General features: G+C 41.7%; 17 protein-coding genes and 1 tRNA gene. 5 read left to right on the forward strand and 13 right to left on the reverse strand.

Annotation, left to right across the window (positions count from 1 at the left end; all coding sequences use genetic code 11):
• Positions 1–126: 126 nt before the first annotated feature.
• Positions 127–660, forward strand: coding sequence for a universal stress protein (locus tag V7K21_RS29260; protein WP_335179514.1), 534 nt, complete (start codon positions 127–129; stop codon positions 658–660).
• A gap of 236 nt (positions 661–896) precedes the next feature.
• Positions 897–1,262 carry a DOPA 4,5-dioxygenase family protein gene (locus tag V7K21_RS29265; protein WP_335179425.1) on the forward strand — a complete coding sequence of 122 codons (366 nt, stop codon included), beginning with the start codon at positions 897–899 and terminating at the stop codon, positions 1,260–1,262.
• A gap of 292 nt (positions 1,263–1,554) precedes the next feature.
• Here V7K21_RS29265 and V7K21_RS29270 read toward each other — a convergent pair whose 3' ends face one another.
• From V7K21_RS29270 to V7K21_RS29295, 6 genes are all read right to left on the reverse strand, one after another.
• On the reverse strand, positions 1,555–1,860 hold the full coding sequence (locus V7K21_RS29270) for a hypothetical protein (protein WP_335179427.1): 306 nt from the start codon (positions 1,858–1,860) through the stop codon (positions 1,555–1,557).
• A gap of 502 nt (positions 1,861–2,362) precedes the next feature.
• Positions 2,363–2,959, reverse strand: coding sequence for a dephospho-CoA kinase (gene coaE, locus V7K21_RS29275; protein WP_335179429.1), 597 nt, complete (start codon positions 2,957–2,959; stop codon positions 2,363–2,365).
• 13 nt (positions 2,960–2,972) lie between these two features.
• On the reverse strand, positions 2,973–4,613 hold the full coding sequence (gene cobA / locus V7K21_RS29280; protein ID WP_335179431.1) for a uroporphyrinogen-III C-methyltransferase: 1,641 nt from the start codon (positions 4,611–4,613) through the stop codon (positions 2,973–2,975).
• Between the two features lie 26 nt (positions 4,614–4,639).
• A complete protein-coding gene (locus tag V7K21_RS29285; protein WP_335179433.1) occupies positions 4,640–5,665 on the reverse strand; it encodes a tetratricopeptide repeat protein in 1,026 nt (341 codons plus the stop codon).
• A gap of 580 nt (positions 5,666–6,245) precedes the next feature.
• Positions 6,246–6,725 (reverse strand): tetratricopeptide repeat protein, encoded by a 480-nt coding sequence (locus V7K21_RS29290; protein WP_335179435.1) that lies wholly within the window; start codon positions 6,723–6,725, stop codon positions 6,246–6,248.
• A 3-nt stretch (positions 6,726–6,728) separates the two neighbouring features.
• Positions 6,729–7,685: a homogentisate phytyltransferase gene (locus V7K21_RS29295; RefSeq protein WP_335179437.1), complete on the reverse strand. Its 957-nt coding sequence runs from the start codon at positions 7,683–7,685 to the stop codon at positions 6,729–6,731.
• A 281-nt stretch (positions 7,686–7,966) separates the two neighbouring features.
• Between V7K21_RS29295 and V7K21_RS29300 the strand changes: the two genes are divergently transcribed.
• Complete coding sequence (locus V7K21_RS29300) at positions 7,967–8,587, forward strand: hypothetical protein (RefSeq protein ID WP_335179439.1); 621 nt, start codon at positions 7,967–7,969, stop codon at positions 8,585–8,587.
• A gap of 77 nt (positions 8,588–8,664) precedes the next feature.
• Here V7K21_RS29300 and cobA (V7K21_RS29305) read toward each other — a convergent pair whose 3' ends face one another.
• From cobA (V7K21_RS29305) to V7K21_RS29315, 3 genes are all read right to left on the reverse strand, one after another.
• Positions 8,665–9,444, reverse strand: a complete 780-nt coding sequence (cobA, locus tag V7K21_RS29305) for a uroporphyrinogen-III C-methyltransferase (protein WP_335179441.1) — start codon at positions 9,442–9,444, stop codon at positions 8,665–8,667.
• Positions 9,441–10,187, reverse strand: a complete 747-nt coding sequence (locus V7K21_RS29310; RefSeq protein ID WP_335179443.1) for a sirohydrochlorin chelatase — start codon at positions 10,185–10,187, stop codon at positions 9,441–9,443. The genes cobA (V7K21_RS29305) and V7K21_RS29310 overlap by 4 nt, the downstream gene beginning before the upstream one ends.
• Positions 10,188–10,338: 151 nt before the next feature.
• Positions 10,339–10,722 carry a DUF4359 domain-containing protein gene (locus V7K21_RS29315; RefSeq protein WP_273764716.1) on the reverse strand — a complete coding sequence of 128 codons (384 nt, stop codon included), beginning with the start codon at positions 10,720–10,722 and terminating at the stop codon, positions 10,339–10,341.
• Positions 10,723–10,846: 124 nt separating this feature from the next.
• Here V7K21_RS29315 and V7K21_RS29320 point away from each other — a divergent pair.
• Together V7K21_RS29320 and V7K21_RS29325 are read left to right on the forward strand one after the other, a co-directional pair.
• A tRNA-His gene (locus tag V7K21_RS29320) sits at positions 10,847–10,919 on the forward strand.
• Positions 10,920–11,221: 302 nt separating this feature from the next.
• On the forward strand, positions 11,222–11,563 hold the full coding sequence (locus V7K21_RS29325) for a PAS domain-containing protein (protein WP_335179446.1): 342 nt from the start codon (positions 11,222–11,224) through the stop codon (positions 11,561–11,563).
• Between the two features lie 231 nt (positions 11,564–11,794).
• Here the strand turns inward: V7K21_RS29325 and V7K21_RS29330 are convergent, their stop codons facing one another.
• From V7K21_RS29330 to cobJ, 4 genes are all read right to left on the reverse strand, one after another.
• Positions 11,795–12,343 carry a peptidoglycan-binding domain-containing protein gene (locus tag V7K21_RS29330; protein ID WP_335179448.1) on the reverse strand — a complete coding sequence of 183 codons (549 nt, stop codon included), beginning with the start codon at positions 12,341–12,343 and terminating at the stop codon, positions 11,795–11,797.
• A 134-nt stretch (positions 12,344–12,477) separates the two neighbouring features.
• Positions 12,478–12,633, reverse strand: a complete 156-nt coding sequence (locus V7K21_RS29335) for a hypothetical protein (RefSeq protein ID WP_335179450.1) — start codon at positions 12,631–12,633, stop codon at positions 12,478–12,480.
• 167 nt (positions 12,634–12,800) lie between these two features.
• Positions 12,801–13,292, reverse strand: a complete 492-nt coding sequence (locus V7K21_RS29340; protein WP_335179452.1) for a DUF4174 domain-containing protein — start codon at positions 13,290–13,292, stop codon at positions 12,801–12,803.
• A gap of 221 nt (positions 13,293–13,513) precedes the next feature.
• The gene (gene cobJ / locus V7K21_RS29345; RefSeq protein WP_442948936.1) at positions 13,514–15,247 is read right to left on the reverse strand and encodes a precorrin-3B C(17)-methyltransferase; all 1,734 of its coding nucleotides are present in this window, start codon (positions 15,245–15,247) and stop codon (positions 13,514–13,516) included.
• Between the last annotated feature and the right edge of the window lie 241 nt (positions 15,248–15,488).

Here is a 15,488-nt window from a genome sequence, read left to right on the forward strand (position 1 = left end):
GACGGCAACCGCTTTCTCCCCCTTAAAATGATTATCATTATTATCAAAGCGTGAATTCTTGTTTTTTGTTGATTAATTTATTCTTTGGAAGTCCCCAAATTACCAATGAAATCGGAGGTCTATATGATGTTTAAAAAGATTCTAGTTGCATTAGATCGCTCGGAAATAGGGCAACAAGTTTTTGAGAAGGCGTTGGGTTTAGCAAAGTTAACACAAGCTAGCTTAATGTTAGTGCATGTCCTATCTCCCGAAGAAGACGGTAGTCCTTACGGGCCTATGCTGTCTAATTTGGACTACTATCCGGGATTAAGTAGTCAAAGCTTTGAATTATACCAAAAGCAGTGGGATACCTTTAAAGATCAAGGAATCCAGATGCTGCAATCTTTCTCTGTCGAAGCTAACACAGCAGGTGTAACTACGGAATTTGCACAAAATATTGGTAATCCTGGTCGCATCATCTGTGATTTAGCCCATAGTTATGGTGCTGACCTAATTGTCATGGGGCGTCGGGGTCGTTCTGAGCTGATGGAATTATTTCTCGGTAGTGTGAGTAACTACGTTCTTCACCATGCTCCTTGTTCAGTGCATGTTGTGCATCTTTCAGCTACTCCGATAACAGATGAAATTATAAAAAAAACTTCAACCAACTTTCAGGGTTAACTAACTACTAACATTGCATAAATCTTAGCAAACCAAATTCTAAATTTGGTTTATTCTCGCCTACCTACTTACCTGAATCGATGACCTCTGTAGAGTCAATCTCCACAAACGATCCTTAACTGCACGGTATTAGGCTAAAATTGAGCGTAGGCGTAGCCCGTCGTAGACATCGCTTTTTCAGTGAGAAAGAAAAAGTCCGTTACCCAAAATTAGAGTTGAGAGCAAAAAGCGGATCTATGAAAGAAGATACTATCGAGATCACTGGTTTTCATGCTCATATTTACTTCGATACCGCAAGTCGCGATGTAGCTGCGCGTGTACGTGAAGGATTGGGCGCTAGGTTTGATGTGCAACTCGGACGCTGGTTTGACAAGCCCATCGGGCCTCACCCAAAAGGAATGTATCAAGTTGCTTTCTTACCGAATCAGTTTGATAAAGTTGTTCCCTGGTTAATGCTCAATCGTGAGGGATTGGATATTCTCGTCCACCCTGACACAGGCGATGCTGTCGCAGACCACGCGATTCATTCCCTATGGTTAGGAGAAAAGCTAGATTTGAATATTAAGTTTCTTCAACAGCTTAGTTCGACTTTATCCAATTAAGGGAAGTAGCCCAATTTATGGTGTAAAAGTTCTGGTCTGGGGCAGGAAACTTTTTCTCTTGTGACTAATTCTGGTGAAATTGAGAAAGTTCAATATCTTGATAAATAAAGGTTTCAGGCTATGGGTAGACGCTTTTAGTGGCAAGCCGCAGGTATCGCAAGAATGGAATTGAAACAACTGGTTTACTTTAACATTTACAGGACTTACGCACGGGTTATGAAAGAACGAACCACAGAGACACAGAGTACACGGAGGAATGAGAGTTTGAGAGGTTTTTTGCGTAAGTCCTAATTTACTCAACCAGTACTTGCTTGAGTAAAGCTATCCACATATCAGATGGCTCGGAGTAGTAATCAATTTCTTCAACTTGATATTGATAAGATTCACAATCTTGTCGTAAAATAATGCGATCGCGCAGTTTAACACCTTTCCCGATTCCAGTCATGTACCCGATCATTCCTTCATTGAGGCGCTCAAATACGTAGTCGCTTCCCCAAACTTGTTGGCTATAATCGTGTATTTTATTCTTCTTTTTTAATTCGGTTGCTGGAAAGCTAAATAGGGTTAACTTACTTAAAAAACTAAAACTTAAGTTCATACCTGTTGTGAGCAAAGATATAAATTAGTTATTCCAAAGAATAAATCTATAACAAAGAGTTCTGGACTTTAGGTGAATCTAAATCTCTTTCAATCGCCAATCTAGAATTGAACAGGTGGACAATCTAGTTAGTAATTAACCACATTGACAGCTAGTAAAAGCAATTTATCACCCAATGTCTAATTAAGCAGTTTGTTTATCAGATAATTAATAATAATTTTAAAACTAAGATAGATGATTTTAAATTACTTTTTCTTAAATCTTAATTTTTAGTTATTAATGTTTTAATTAGTGTTTGATTTTACTCAATAATATCTTTTGTCAGACGACTATTTAAATTTACAGTACCATCAATTCCAGCTTCAACTGTAAAATCACCGAATTATTGGACAAGAATAAGTCAGATATGACATTCTTTTATTTAACTAGATAATTCAAAAATTTATAAAGCTTTTATGTCTTGAGAATGTCATCTATGTATCTTTTTTAAGATAAATAGCATTTAGTCCTTACTAGTGATTTTTAGGGCTACATCTACCTGCTCTAGTAATACTTCTAAGGTGGAGGAGTTATTTAAAACGACATCTGCATGAGTCACTTTTTCTTCGATAGGGAATTGGCTGTTGATCCTGGCTCGTGCCTGTTCTCTATTTAAATGGTTTCGTTGTATTAATCTTTGTAGTTGTTGCTCTTGAGAACAATGCACTACCCAGATTTCTGTAACCAAATCAGTCATCCCAGCTTCAAATAATAGAGGCACTGCTAACACCAGTGTTTGTGAGGAAGATTGGGCAATTGCTTTGAGGAAGCGATCGCGCACATCTGGATGAATCAAATTCTCTACCCAGTTGCGTTCATCTTGACGATTAAAGATAATTTCACCTAGCTTTTGACGGTTGAGGCTGCCATCTGGTAGTAAAATTTGTTCGCCGTAACGTTGAGCGATCGCACCAAGAATAGGCGAACCTAAAGATACTGCCTCTTTGGCATAAATATCTGCATCCAAAATCGGCAGGTTATAAGCGCTAGCTAAATAATTGGTGACAGTGGTTTTGCCTGTGGCAATACCTCCAGTTAAGCCGATTATACGTTTAGACATTGGTCATTTAATACTAATAATTTGTCGCCCATGTTATTATTGCTTGAGTTAAACCATCTAAAGTATATTCTTCAGCTTCTATATCCACGCGTCCGAATAAAACATGACAAGTTTTGGAGGTTTGAGGCCCGATAGAGGCAATAGAAACTCCTTCTAAGAATTGACTAATATCAAAGTTGCTGGAAAATATGTTGTTAGTAAGTTGACAGAAAAATTGTACAGTTTTAGAACTGGCAAAGGTAATCACATCTACCTTGCGGTTTTGGAGAGCTAACTCTGCCTCAAGTGGAATACCACTAGGACAACAAGATTGATATGCGGCAACTTCTATCACCTTTGCTCCCTTAAGAGTTAATTCCTTAACCAAAACTTCTCTGCCGCCGCTTTCAACTCTGGGAAATAAAACCTTTTTACCATCCAGTTTCTCTGGGAAATTTTCCACTAAAGAATCGGCGATAAAGTTGGGGGGAATAAAATCTGGTTGGAGAGAGTGTTGTTTGAGACTATGAGCTGTTTTCTCGCCAACAACGGCAATTTTGACGCCTGCTAAGGCACGGGTATCTTTACCTTGGGCGATTAGCCTTGCAAAAAAGTAGTCTATGCCATTGGTAGAAGTGAGAATTAACCAGTGGAAGTCAGATAAATGAGCGATCGCATCATCCAAAGCTTTCCAACTGGAGGGCGGGCCGATTTCTAAGGTGGGCATTTCGATCACTGTTGCACCTGATGCAATCAGGCGATCGCTAAATTGGCTCGACTGTCCTACTGAACGTGTCACCAGAATTGTTTTGCCAGTCAGGGGAAGAGGAGATGAGGGGGGGAAGTTACTTGACATAGGTTGGGGTGTGGGAGTACTCTCGTTCCCAGGTTCTGCCTGGGAATGCGTTTCTCCAGGCTCCTGCCTGATAATTTCGTCTAAATATATATTCTCAGGTTGTAAGTACTTGCGTAGCCCAACAACTTCGCCAATCACAATTACTGCCGGGGAAAGGGATAATTCGCTGGTTTGTTCCAGAATATTGCCCAGTTGCGCTGTCCAAATTTGTTGACGAGGAGTTCCTGCCCAACGGATGATCGCGATGGGTGTTAAGTGCGATCGCCCATGTCGCACCAGTTGATGGACAATCTCTGGCAGATGTTGCCCTCCCATCAAAATTACCAGTGTCTCTAAGCGTGAGAGTGCCTCCCAGTCTAAAACCTCTGGTTCATGAGCTGTAAGCACAGCAAAAGTGCGACTCAACACCGGATCTGTAAGGGGAATTCCTGCTAACAAAGGTGCTGCAAGGGCTGAGGAAATTCCAGGTACTAGTTCAAAATCACAACCAAATGCTTTCAAGGCTTCAATTTCGGAAGTGCAACGCCCGAAAATCAACGGATCGCCTGATTTGAGCCGGACAACTTGTTTTCCTTGCTGGCAATGCTTTACTAGTAAGTTATTAATCTGTGCTTGGGTTGTACTGGGTTTACCACCGCGTTTCCCGACATCCAACTTCAAGCAATCAGGTGGTACGCACTGCAATAATTGAGCATCTACCAGGGCATCGTAGACTAAAACCTGAGCAGCAGCCAAGAGATTGTAAGCTTTTACCGTCAGGTATGCCACATCTCCAGGTCCAGCACCTACGAGGTAGACTTTGCCCCTTTCTTTAGTCATGGGTACAAGTGTCCAATGCCCTTTATTCAATTCGTTTGGGTATTAATTTTTTGGATTAGCTGATCAACCTGCTCAACCATCTCCTTGTTTGCCTCAGCTTGGAATAACTCTTTGGCTTTTTTGAGATTAACGATCGCTTCTTCTAGCTGTTGTTCCCTTCCCAAAGTGATTCCCAAATTATAGTAAGTATATGCATCGTTGGGTACGAGGCTAATGGCTTTTTTGTAATGTGCGATCGCTTCTTCTGATTTCCCTTGATCATCCATCGCATTTGCCAAACCCGTGTGAGCCTGTGCATGTTTGGGATCAAGGCGAATCGCTTCTGTATAGTCGGCGATTGCCTCTGTTAGCTTGCCTTGGGCGTAAAAAGCACTTGCTAAATTATAGTGAGCGTCTACATGATTGGGATCGAAGCTAATGGCTTGTTTATACTGGGCGATCGCTTCTTCTAGTTTGCCTTGAGCGTACAGAATATTTCCCAAGGCATTATAACCTGCTGGATTTTTTGGATCGAGGCGGATGGTTGCTGTATATTCGGCGACTGCTTCTGCTGGCTTTCCTTGAGCGTAGAGAGCATTTCCTAAGTTATAGTGAGCGTCTGCATAGTTGGGATCAAGACTGAGGGCTTTCTTATATTGGGCGATCGCAGCTTCTAACTGATTCAGTTTTGCTAAAGTCAAACCCAGATTTAAGTAGGCTCCAGAGTCTTTAGGATCGAAGCTGATGGCTTTATTGTATTGTGTGATCGCTTGTTGTGGTTTACCTTGATCGTTGAGAGTATTTGCCAAAGCAATATAAGCTTGTGCAAAGTTGGGTTCTTGTTCAATTGCTTTACGAAAAGCCGCTTCTGCTCCTTTTAAATCTCCTTGTTTGTAGAGATTGGTTCCTTGCTCAAAGTTAGCAACTGCATTTTTTCTCTGAGGAACTGCTGCTTGATTTGAGCCGCTAATTTTTGATAAAACAACGCCAACATCTTTACCAAAGGCAGTATTAGCATTATTCAAACACAAGCAGATAATAGCTACTGCTAGTATATTCTTGCTTTTCAGCATTTTTGTTACTTTAATTCCTGAGTTTACAAGTAACTGAAACTGAATATAATTTCCCATTTCTACACACTTTATTCAACTATTTAGATATGGCAAAAACTTTTTTTATTAATTTTTATATTTTTATTATATAATTCAATATTTTTACAGTAAAAAATTCAAAAATACTGTCCTTCATTATGCCAACTTCAAAAAGTCAGGGATTAGATGATGAATCACTATTTCAAATAACTCCTTATTAATACCACAAATGAGCAATAAAAACAATAGATTTTATTTAGATAAAGATTATATAATCTGGAATTATAAATATTGTGTTGATTTTAAAACTAATGTTAAAATCCATTCGTAAAAGTTTCAGACGATTGATTAATAAACCTGCTAGACCTCATGAAGCTGAGGCAAAATCTCAATTGTCTAATTGCACATATAATTTTTTTATACTGAACAACATTTTTAGCCACAAGTTTAACACTCTTGTTTGGATTGCAGTAGTTACTATAGATTTGGCAATAACTTGGGGAGTTGACGTATAAGGGCGTAAAAGTAGTCAATCTGAAGTTTGATCAATAGTTTGTTTTCACTAAACTTCAGATTGACTTGATTTAGTACTCATTTTATCTAACAGTTGAGTGATTTTTTTAGCCTTTTCAGGTTGACGTTGTTTTTGCAATAAATTTTTAGCTTGTAGCAGGTTAGTTTTGGCTTCCTCTTCTCGCTCTTGCTGCATGAGAATATTCGCCAGACGCAAGTAAGCATCAGGATTTTTCGGACTGCGGCGAATCACTTCCTGGAATAATTCTGTTGCTTCCTCTAGTTGACCTTGCTGGTTTAAAACATCCCCCAAAAACAAGCGCACCACATCATTAGTAGAGTTAAGGGAAATCACTTTGCGAAATGCTGCTTCTGCACCTTGGTAATCTTTTGCTTGAGTAAGATTGATTCCTTTTTGAAACAAGTCTGAGGTCATCAAAGTTTTCCAAGCGAAATAGCCAAGAATTGATAGACTGATAACAACTATAAGAGCAGGGATAAGAGAACTAGTGGGGAAGGTTTCTAACATTGTTTAAGCCAAAAGGCAGGCGATAGGAAAAATCAGATATTCGATAAAAAATAGTTTCCAAATAAATTGATAGAATTGAGCGATCGCACTTTTATCTTGTAAGTCTACTGCCAAACTCCGCAACCACATCCAAACTAACAGCGCTAAATGGGCAATTACCAGAAATATAGGGTTAACTGAGGCAACATGTAGCACACCAACTATAATTATCCCCAAATAGCAGACAGTTATCACCCAAAGAGCCAGATTAAACACAGCTTGGGAACCGAGTTCGATAGTGAAAGTAGAGATATTATAGAGGCGATCGCCTTCCATATCTGGGATATCTTTAAAGATAGCGATCGCAAAGGTAAACACCAAGATAAATAACGTCAGCACCCACACCACAGGCGGAATTCCTTGGCTTTGTTTCAGCACCCAACTATAGTGCAAATACAATCCTAAATTAACAATCGTGCCGCGCACCGAAAAAATACACAGGGCTGCCCAAAATGGAAACTGTTTCAAGCGAATTGGCGGTAAAGAATAAGCAGTACCAATGGCCAAACTAATTGCTACCATGCCCAATAAGAATGGCCCAGTTAGCCACGCCACAACTAGCGCCAAAATCCCAGTCAAAGCCACAATTAATTGGCCCGTCTGTTGAGAAAACTCACCTGATGCCAACGGTAAATGAGGCTTATTAATCTTGTCTATCTCAACATCTTCTAATTGATTCAGCCCCACAATGTAGACATTGCCACATAGACAAGCAATCCACGCACCCAAAACTCGACTCAGTGGAATGCCAGAAAAACCAGTCGAGGAAACAGCAATGGCTATTAAATACAAACCCAACACACTCAGACTTGTACCAATAATCGTGTGAGGGCGAGAGAATTTCCAGAAAGCGTATAACCAATGGAAATATGATTGAACGGGTTTGCCTGGCAAAGGGCTGTTTTGATAACTCTGGCTCATGAGTAGCTTAGATTCAGTATTCCGGCTTATTGTTAACCATTGTCACAGAATTTGGTCATTAACAAGAGCCAAAGGTCTAGACACACTGTATTTATTTTCATCGGGGAGGGATGTCTACCGCCGTTGGCGCAGCCCACCCTACAAGAGAATCAATCTAGCTCATGAAGACACTTAATCCTGAAAAAATCTCATAACCAGCCATCAAAAGACCTCTTCCCTGCTCCCTATAACGCTACAATCTATCAGAAAAGCAAAGAAATACTTAAATCCAGAGTGCCTTCATGACCGCTGATTTGACATCTACAGCGACATTTGACTTTGTGACCGTGCTATCCGAGGCTGCGGCTGCGTATCGAGAACACAAAGGCACACGTCCTAATCCTGAAATATTAGTAAATGCGTTGCTACAAGCAGAAAAATCTGCCAAGCAGCAACGGTTAACCTATCCGTTTGAGTCTCTTTTAGGTAAATGGCAACTTTGCTTTGTCACTGGCACTAATAAAGTTAGAAAGCGCGGGGGAATTGTATTAGGCAAGGGTTTGTATGTACCCAAGTTTATAACAATCCATGTTTCCTTTAATGCCACTTTGGAACAGGATTCAGGCAGAGGCGAAATTGTTAATCAGGTTAAATATGGCCCACTTTTGTTGAAGCTCACGGGGCCAGTGCAATATTTCAGTAAGAAAAATTTATTGGCGTTTGACTTTAACCACATGCTTATCAGTCTGTTTGGTCGTGTCGTTTACAACAGACCAATCCGTTTTGGTAAAATTAAAACAGAAGATTTCTACAACCTGCCCATAGCTAAACTACCCTTCTTCGGCTTCTTTTTACAGACGGAAGATTTCATTGCAGCTCGCGGTCGTGCAGGAGGATTGGCATTTTGGATTCGAGAAAGTTAAAAACATTGAAGAGAAAACCCCTACCATCTAAAGGGCTTTCTTTACACTTGTAGATTTTTCTTTTTTTGTGCCAACTATTAAACTGGACGACAACCAGACAAAATACTGTGCATATTTACTACTTCTCCAATTACTGCGATCGCAGGCGCACCAAATCCAGTTTGCTCTACCTGTTTGACAATTGTCTCTAAAGTGCCAATCAATTCTTCTTGTTCTGGCCGCGTACCCCAGCGCACCAAAGCAATGGGTGTTTCTAAATTCAACCCAGCTGCATTTAATTGTTCCACAATATAAGGCAGATTGTGAATTCCCATATAAATTACAATCGTTTCAGAACCGTGGGCGATCGCACTCCAATTCACTATCGGTCTATATTTACCTGCCGCCTCGTGACCAGTAACAAATGTCACTGATGAACTATAAAGACGATGAGTCAAAGGGATACCTGCATAGGTGGCCGCTGCAATCCCCGATGTGATACCTGGCACAACTTCAGTTGATATTCCCGCTTTGACTAATTCTTCCATCTCTTCGCCACCGCGACCAAAAATAAATGGATCGCCACCTTTTAGCCGCACCACAATTGCATTATCCTGCGCTTTATCAATCAACAATTGAGTTGTTTCTGACTGCAACAACGAATGTCTTCCCGCACGCTTACCAGCATTAATTTGCTCTGCTTGGGGATTAATCATTGCCAGAATTGCCGGACTCACTAAGGCATCATAGATAACGACATCTGCACATTCCAATAAACCTTTCGCCTTTAAGGTAATTAGTCCTGGATCTCCTGGCCCCGCACCTACTAAATAAACCTTTCCCAAATACTTGCTTTTCTCTGTCATTGTGCGGTTCATTTATCTGTTAAATCCCAAATTAGCTCGGCTAATTCTGCACTTGCTCCTAGTGGCTCTGCCAATTGGAAATTCACCGCAGAAAATTGTAATTTTAGCTCCTCTATTGAGGCGGCGATCGCATCGGTTATTCCACCAGCGAATAAAAAGTATGGCAAAATTGCAATTTCCCGATAACCAGCAGCTACCAACTCTTTGACTCGTGATTCTAAACTAGGAGGTACAGACCAATAAGCAACCACTGCTCCCAAACTTCCTGCTATTGCTTGGACTGGTTTTTCAGAATCGGGGCGACGGCTACCATGAGTTAACAAAATCCATGCTTGTGCTTTTATAGTAGCAATTTGCTTTGCCAGTAATTTTTCTAAATCTGGGTGAGAGCCTAAATATGGTTGCAACTCAATGATCATATCTTGACCAAGAGCCTGTTGTGCTAGTGCTACTTCGGCTGGAATATCTGTCATGACATGCACTCCCGGCAGCAGAAATAGCGGTACAATTTTCAGGCGACTCTCGTTTTCAGATAATTTGGCATCGCAAAAAGCGCTCTTGGCAAATTGTTGAATCTGCTCGGATAAAGGCTGAGAACTCATTTCCAAAGCAGCTATACCAACCAAATATTCGTTATTTGATGGGTTGTAGTTTTTTGGCAATTTGTTGCATACCAGCTTTGCTAGTTGCTGCATAGCAATTTCTGGGCGCGGATCGCGACTTCCGTGAGATACTAGCAGATAGGCAGATGACATCGGCAAAGCTTAAACTCTCAGTTATTAATTCTCATATTTTACTTAATATTAAGCTGGTGGTTATAAGTACTATGGTGATTATTGAAACTATTCTCAACTACTAAATACAAGTATTATTAATCACTTTTATATTCTCCCACTCCTGCTTGTCTCATTCTTCTTTAGCAGTGTAAGTATAAAATTGATCAAAGGCTCCCACCGTTTCAAATTTGTAAGAAGGCATCCAAGAATTTATTTTTAAATCTGTACGGTAAATACTAAAAATCATGTAATTTTGTCTTTCTGTAGTCCTGGCAATAATTTCTTGGATTTGCGGGTTAGCCGAGTCAACCAACTTATCACAATTAAAACGGATTAAATTTTCGATAATATTCGTGGTTTTTTTGCATACATCGGTTTTTAAGTATTCTGTTAGCCGTTGCACTGCATATTCTTCATATTCAACCTGACTGGGATTAGTCTTCGCCATTGTCACACCTAATGCAGCGAGTCCTGCTGCTGCTCCAGTATATGCAATGATAGTTAAAGGTTTCATGTTTGCCAAGTAAAATTCCTTGTAATTGTTAGATTTCAGAGACTCTAAATCAACTGAGTCCGTTCCTTGAACAAAAACTCTTGATCGCTTGCCAAATAATTGCTATAATTCAAATTGTTGAATGGCGAGCGTAGCCAAGTGGTTAAGGCAGTGGTTTGTGGTACCACCATTCGTGGGTTCAATTCCCATCGTTCGCCCTAAGTAATTTAATATTAATATTATGTATACTCCTGTAAAAGGTGGGTTGCGTCGTGTTAACACTCATAACCATCACTTTAACAAGGATCTGTCATTTATAGCTTTATAGACTTGGAAAGATTGCAAAGCTAATATAATTCATTAGCTTATCTCATAAAAAATGATGTATATAAGCAACATCTGCCGTTAGGATAAGACAGGAGGCAGGAGGCAAGAGGGTTTTAGCCTCGTTTCAGCCTATCGAACGAGTCCTCAATCCCTACTGCTTGATTACTTTGGCGAAGGATGAGCGAGGGAATGGATGCTGAATTTTCAAACCTTATTTGAATCGATACCGGGATTGTATATCGTCTACTCACTCGACTTTATGATTGTCGCGGGAAGTGATGCTTACTTCCGGGCAACGAAGACAAAACGAGAACAGGTCGTTGGTCGTCCTTTTTTTGAAGTTTTTTCAGACAATCCCGATGATCCGAATGCGAACAGCGTTCAGAATTTACGTGCCTCGTTGTCAAATGTAATCAAGCATCGCTTGCCTCACACGATGGCAGTGCAGAAGTATGACATACCTTGCAATGCCAATGCGTCGGCCGCATTGTTAATGCATCGCTTTACAATGCCAATGCGTCGGTCGCATTGTTAATGCATCGCTTTACAATGCCAATGCGTCGGCTGCAATGTTAATGCATCTCTCTACAATGCCAATACGTCGGCTGCAATGTTAATGCATCGCTTTACAATGCCAATGCGTCGGCGGCAATGTTAATGTGTTTCTCTTCATTAAAAACGCTACGTTTTTACGCAAAACTGTACTAGAGCAAGCAATTGCAGATTCTGAGATTACTGTGGCTCAAGCAGAGGCGATTAATTGCGTCTAAATTGTCAACGCCCGCCAAGTACGTTGACCAACTATTCCATCTGTTGCTAAATTCCGCTGGTTTTGAAAAGCTTTGACAGCAGTCTCTGTCAGCGCGCCAAAAATCCCATCTACTCTTACGGCATAACCGTTAGACACTAAAAGCTGTTGTAAGGCTCTGACAGGAACACCAGAGCTACCGAAATTAATAATAGGTAGTTGGCTACTAAACTTCTGGAACCGTCCTGTAGCCTTTGCACGGACTTTACCTCCAGACTGAGAATACTTCTTAGACTCACCTAAGTTAGAAGCTAGGAACTGATTCTTTTTACTGATTTTCTTAAGTATGTGTTCTTTATCCACTGCGATCACACAGGGAGAAGCCTGGTAAATCCCATCTGTCTGAATGAATTCAGGTGGTGTCGCTTGAGCCGTTATCTCTAACTGACTCTGTTTTGACTGCTTTACGTCATTTTCCATCTGAAATAATTGCTGCTGTGGCAAATTGGCCCCAGATGCTTGTCTTATTGTTAACACGTCCATCATCATCAGGCCAATTTCAGTCATTGTAGTTCATTTTAGGGACTGACAAAAAATAAATTATCCAAAATTATTTGTACATTAGTAGGGGCGCAAGGTCTTGCGCCCCTACTAATTTTTTCAGATAATATTGAATTCCCTCCTTAACCGTTCTAGCAGTGCTACCCCCTTTTCATAGCGAGCATTTCTTGGGTGATGGCAGCATTCTGGTAAGCGGACACCGCTTTGGCATAGTGGGGATTGAGTAAAGTTAATCCCTGATCATACACAGAAATCGCTTCTGTGATATTGTTTTGAGCTTGGTAAACCTGACTCAATACGAAGATGCGAAAAAAACCTTATTTTTATGCCTACACTTTGAAAGGGCTAATCTTACAGCAGAATTCAAGTATTTGAACCACATCTGTCGTAAAGGCACAGCAATACTGTGCCCCTACGCTGTGGTCTATTTACCTGAAAATAGCTGTAACTCCAGCAATTCTAGTTACTTTCGGCCTCGCTTTTGCATTTCTTGCTGACGCATAGGCATAGCGTCAATTTCTTTAAAAATTGCTGTCGCCTGGACTGGTGTAGCATCACTGCGCTTAACACCACCATCTTTGCCCACCAAAATCACGCGGAAATTTCCTTTGTCAACCCCAAAGCGATCGCGCAACTTGGCAGCAGAAAACTCATCTATTGGCTGTCTGTTGGCATAGCTTTCATCTGTTGCCAAAACCTGAACAAGAACTAAATCCCGATCTGCAAAACCGCTGTTATGCTCTTGCAATAGTTGCATTTGCTGCTGATAGGTATGGTTATCAACAGACGGTGCAAAGACTAGTAGAACGCGGTTTTTCCATTTTTGGGAACTGAGGTTAAATGAAGACATTTTGATGGCATGATTGGTTGAACCTTGGGCAAGATCAGCTTTGCTAACTGGCAACAGGACTATACATGCTAATAGGGGGAGGGCAATTAATACTGAATTCTTCACAATGGGTTGTTACTTGTTTTCTATCCTCTCAAGCTATCATTGGTTTCCCTACTTTTCCTCTATCTGTTGATGGTTTATCTTCGTATTAGGTTTGGTGAAAAGGTGGGTGAGAATCACTCAAACTATAGCAGACTGATGGTTTATTAAAATCTACCCTGAAAACTTATTCTGCTTCCCCAACAAAAGAGAAGTTTTGCTTGTATTTACAGCGCTGATTATGCCTACTGTTCGGTATAGCGACGCGGCGTATAAACCCAGATATTACCATCGCGGCGCTTGATGGTTCGGGTTTTTGTGGAACCAATGAGAATAATTGTCCGCATATCAGCGGTTGCTGGTGTTAACTGGTCAAGTGTGATCGCTTTCACTGTCTGTCCTGGTCTGCCGAGATTTTGTGCCAACACGACTGGTGTATCTGGTGTTCTATATAGCAGCAAAATCTTTCTCGCTTCTGCCAGTTGCCAGGTACGCTCTTTGGAAACAGGATTGTAGAAAGCAATTACGAAATCAGCTTTAGCAGCAGCGGCAATTCGTTGTTCGATCGCAGACCAAGGCTTCAAGATGTCAGAAAGGGAAATAGCACAGAAGTCATGGCCAAGAGGCGCACCAATCGCTGCTGCTGCTGCCTGCATGGCTGAGATGCCTGGTGCTACATGAATGTCGATACTATCCCATTCGGGTTTAGCATAGCGATCGCATACTTCAAAAACCGCTGTTGCCATTGCATAGATACCGGGATCACCAGATGAAACTACAGCTACATATCGCCCAGATGCTGCCAAATCAAGGGCCATTTTTGCCCGTGCTTCTTCTTCGCGGTTGTCGGACTCATGCCGTTGCTTGCTATCAGCCAGAGAACCAACTAGATCTAAATAAGTTTTATAACCCACTAGGTCAGTTGCCGACTTGAGTATCTCCTTCACTTCAGGAGACATCCATTGCGATCCACCAGGCCCCGTGCCAATAATCGCTAACCGTCCGCGTGGTTGACCGATGGTATTGGGGTCAATTGGTTGAGAGGCAATGGCGATCGCCAAATAGGGAGATGAGGGAGATAAGGGATATGTGCCTGTCGCGGCGATCGCTGCTGCTTGGGCGGGGCTATAACCTCCTGATAGCTTGACTTCTAGCTGATTTGGGGTAAAAAAGCGGGCAGGCACTCCCAAGGCGCTAGCTACGGCATGGATTCCTGGATCGGCAGCAGCGGTGATGGGTGCAAATATCCCGGCAACTGATGCTCTTTCTAGTCTGGCATCAGCTAGTAGCTGCTCTACTAAAGCGACTGCATCATCTGCATAGCCAATCATGCCACTAATTGCGATCGCTATAGTTGCAGGGTGGTAGACAAGGCAGTTGGCTCTAGGAGTGACCAAACGTTCGGTAACTTGGATAGTCAAATCTCCTTTTGGATCTATGGGCAGTTTACTGTCGCTCAACCAAGGTGCTATGCCTTCTAGTTTGACTTGCGCCCCGGCTAGCAAATCTGAGATAAATTTCTTCGCATCGTCTGGGTTTGCTAAATGGTATCCAGGGGGAGGAAACAATAGCGTTGTGCCCAAACGGAGGTCACCCGTGGTCGTAATTGCAGGCTTGACATCAAGCGCTTCGGCAATGCGGCGGGCCAAATCGTTTACCCCAGCAAGTCCGCCCAAGAGGGGTACAACAGCACTACCATCTTCAGCCACAGCTAGCACTGGTGGTTCCTGTTGTTTATCCGAGAGTACCCGAGCCAGCGTCCTGATCAGAATGCCGGCGGCACAAATGCCAATCAGTGGCGTCCCCTGGGCGAATAACTCGCGCAACGTCTCCCCAAAATTAGTAAAGCTGACCTCAACTCCCGATGTACGACCCGCTAGACCATATAGCGTCGCCCCTGGTAGGACAGTGATTATTTTGCGTGCTACTGTCACACTATTTTGACCTAGTACTACAATGGCAGGTGCAACGTTGATCATCATAAGTAGATATCTTGCAAAATTTGATATCCTTCAAATGAAACCACAGATTTAGACATGTAGCGACTTCGTGCAAGTGCGTAAGCGTAACCCGTGTAAACATCGCTTGATAATAAATAGGTAATAAGACTTACGCAAAAAACCTCTCAAACTTTTATTCCTCTGTGTCGCGCCAGTTGCTTATCTCTTAGGAGAAGCAACTACCGTCAAGTGGTGTGGAGACACCCTACAGCCCTTCTCA

The sequence above is a fragment of the Nostoc sp. genome, assembly GCF_036919595.1.
GTDB lineage: Bacteria > Cyanobacteriota > Cyanobacteriia > Cyanobacteriales > Nostocaceae > Nostoc.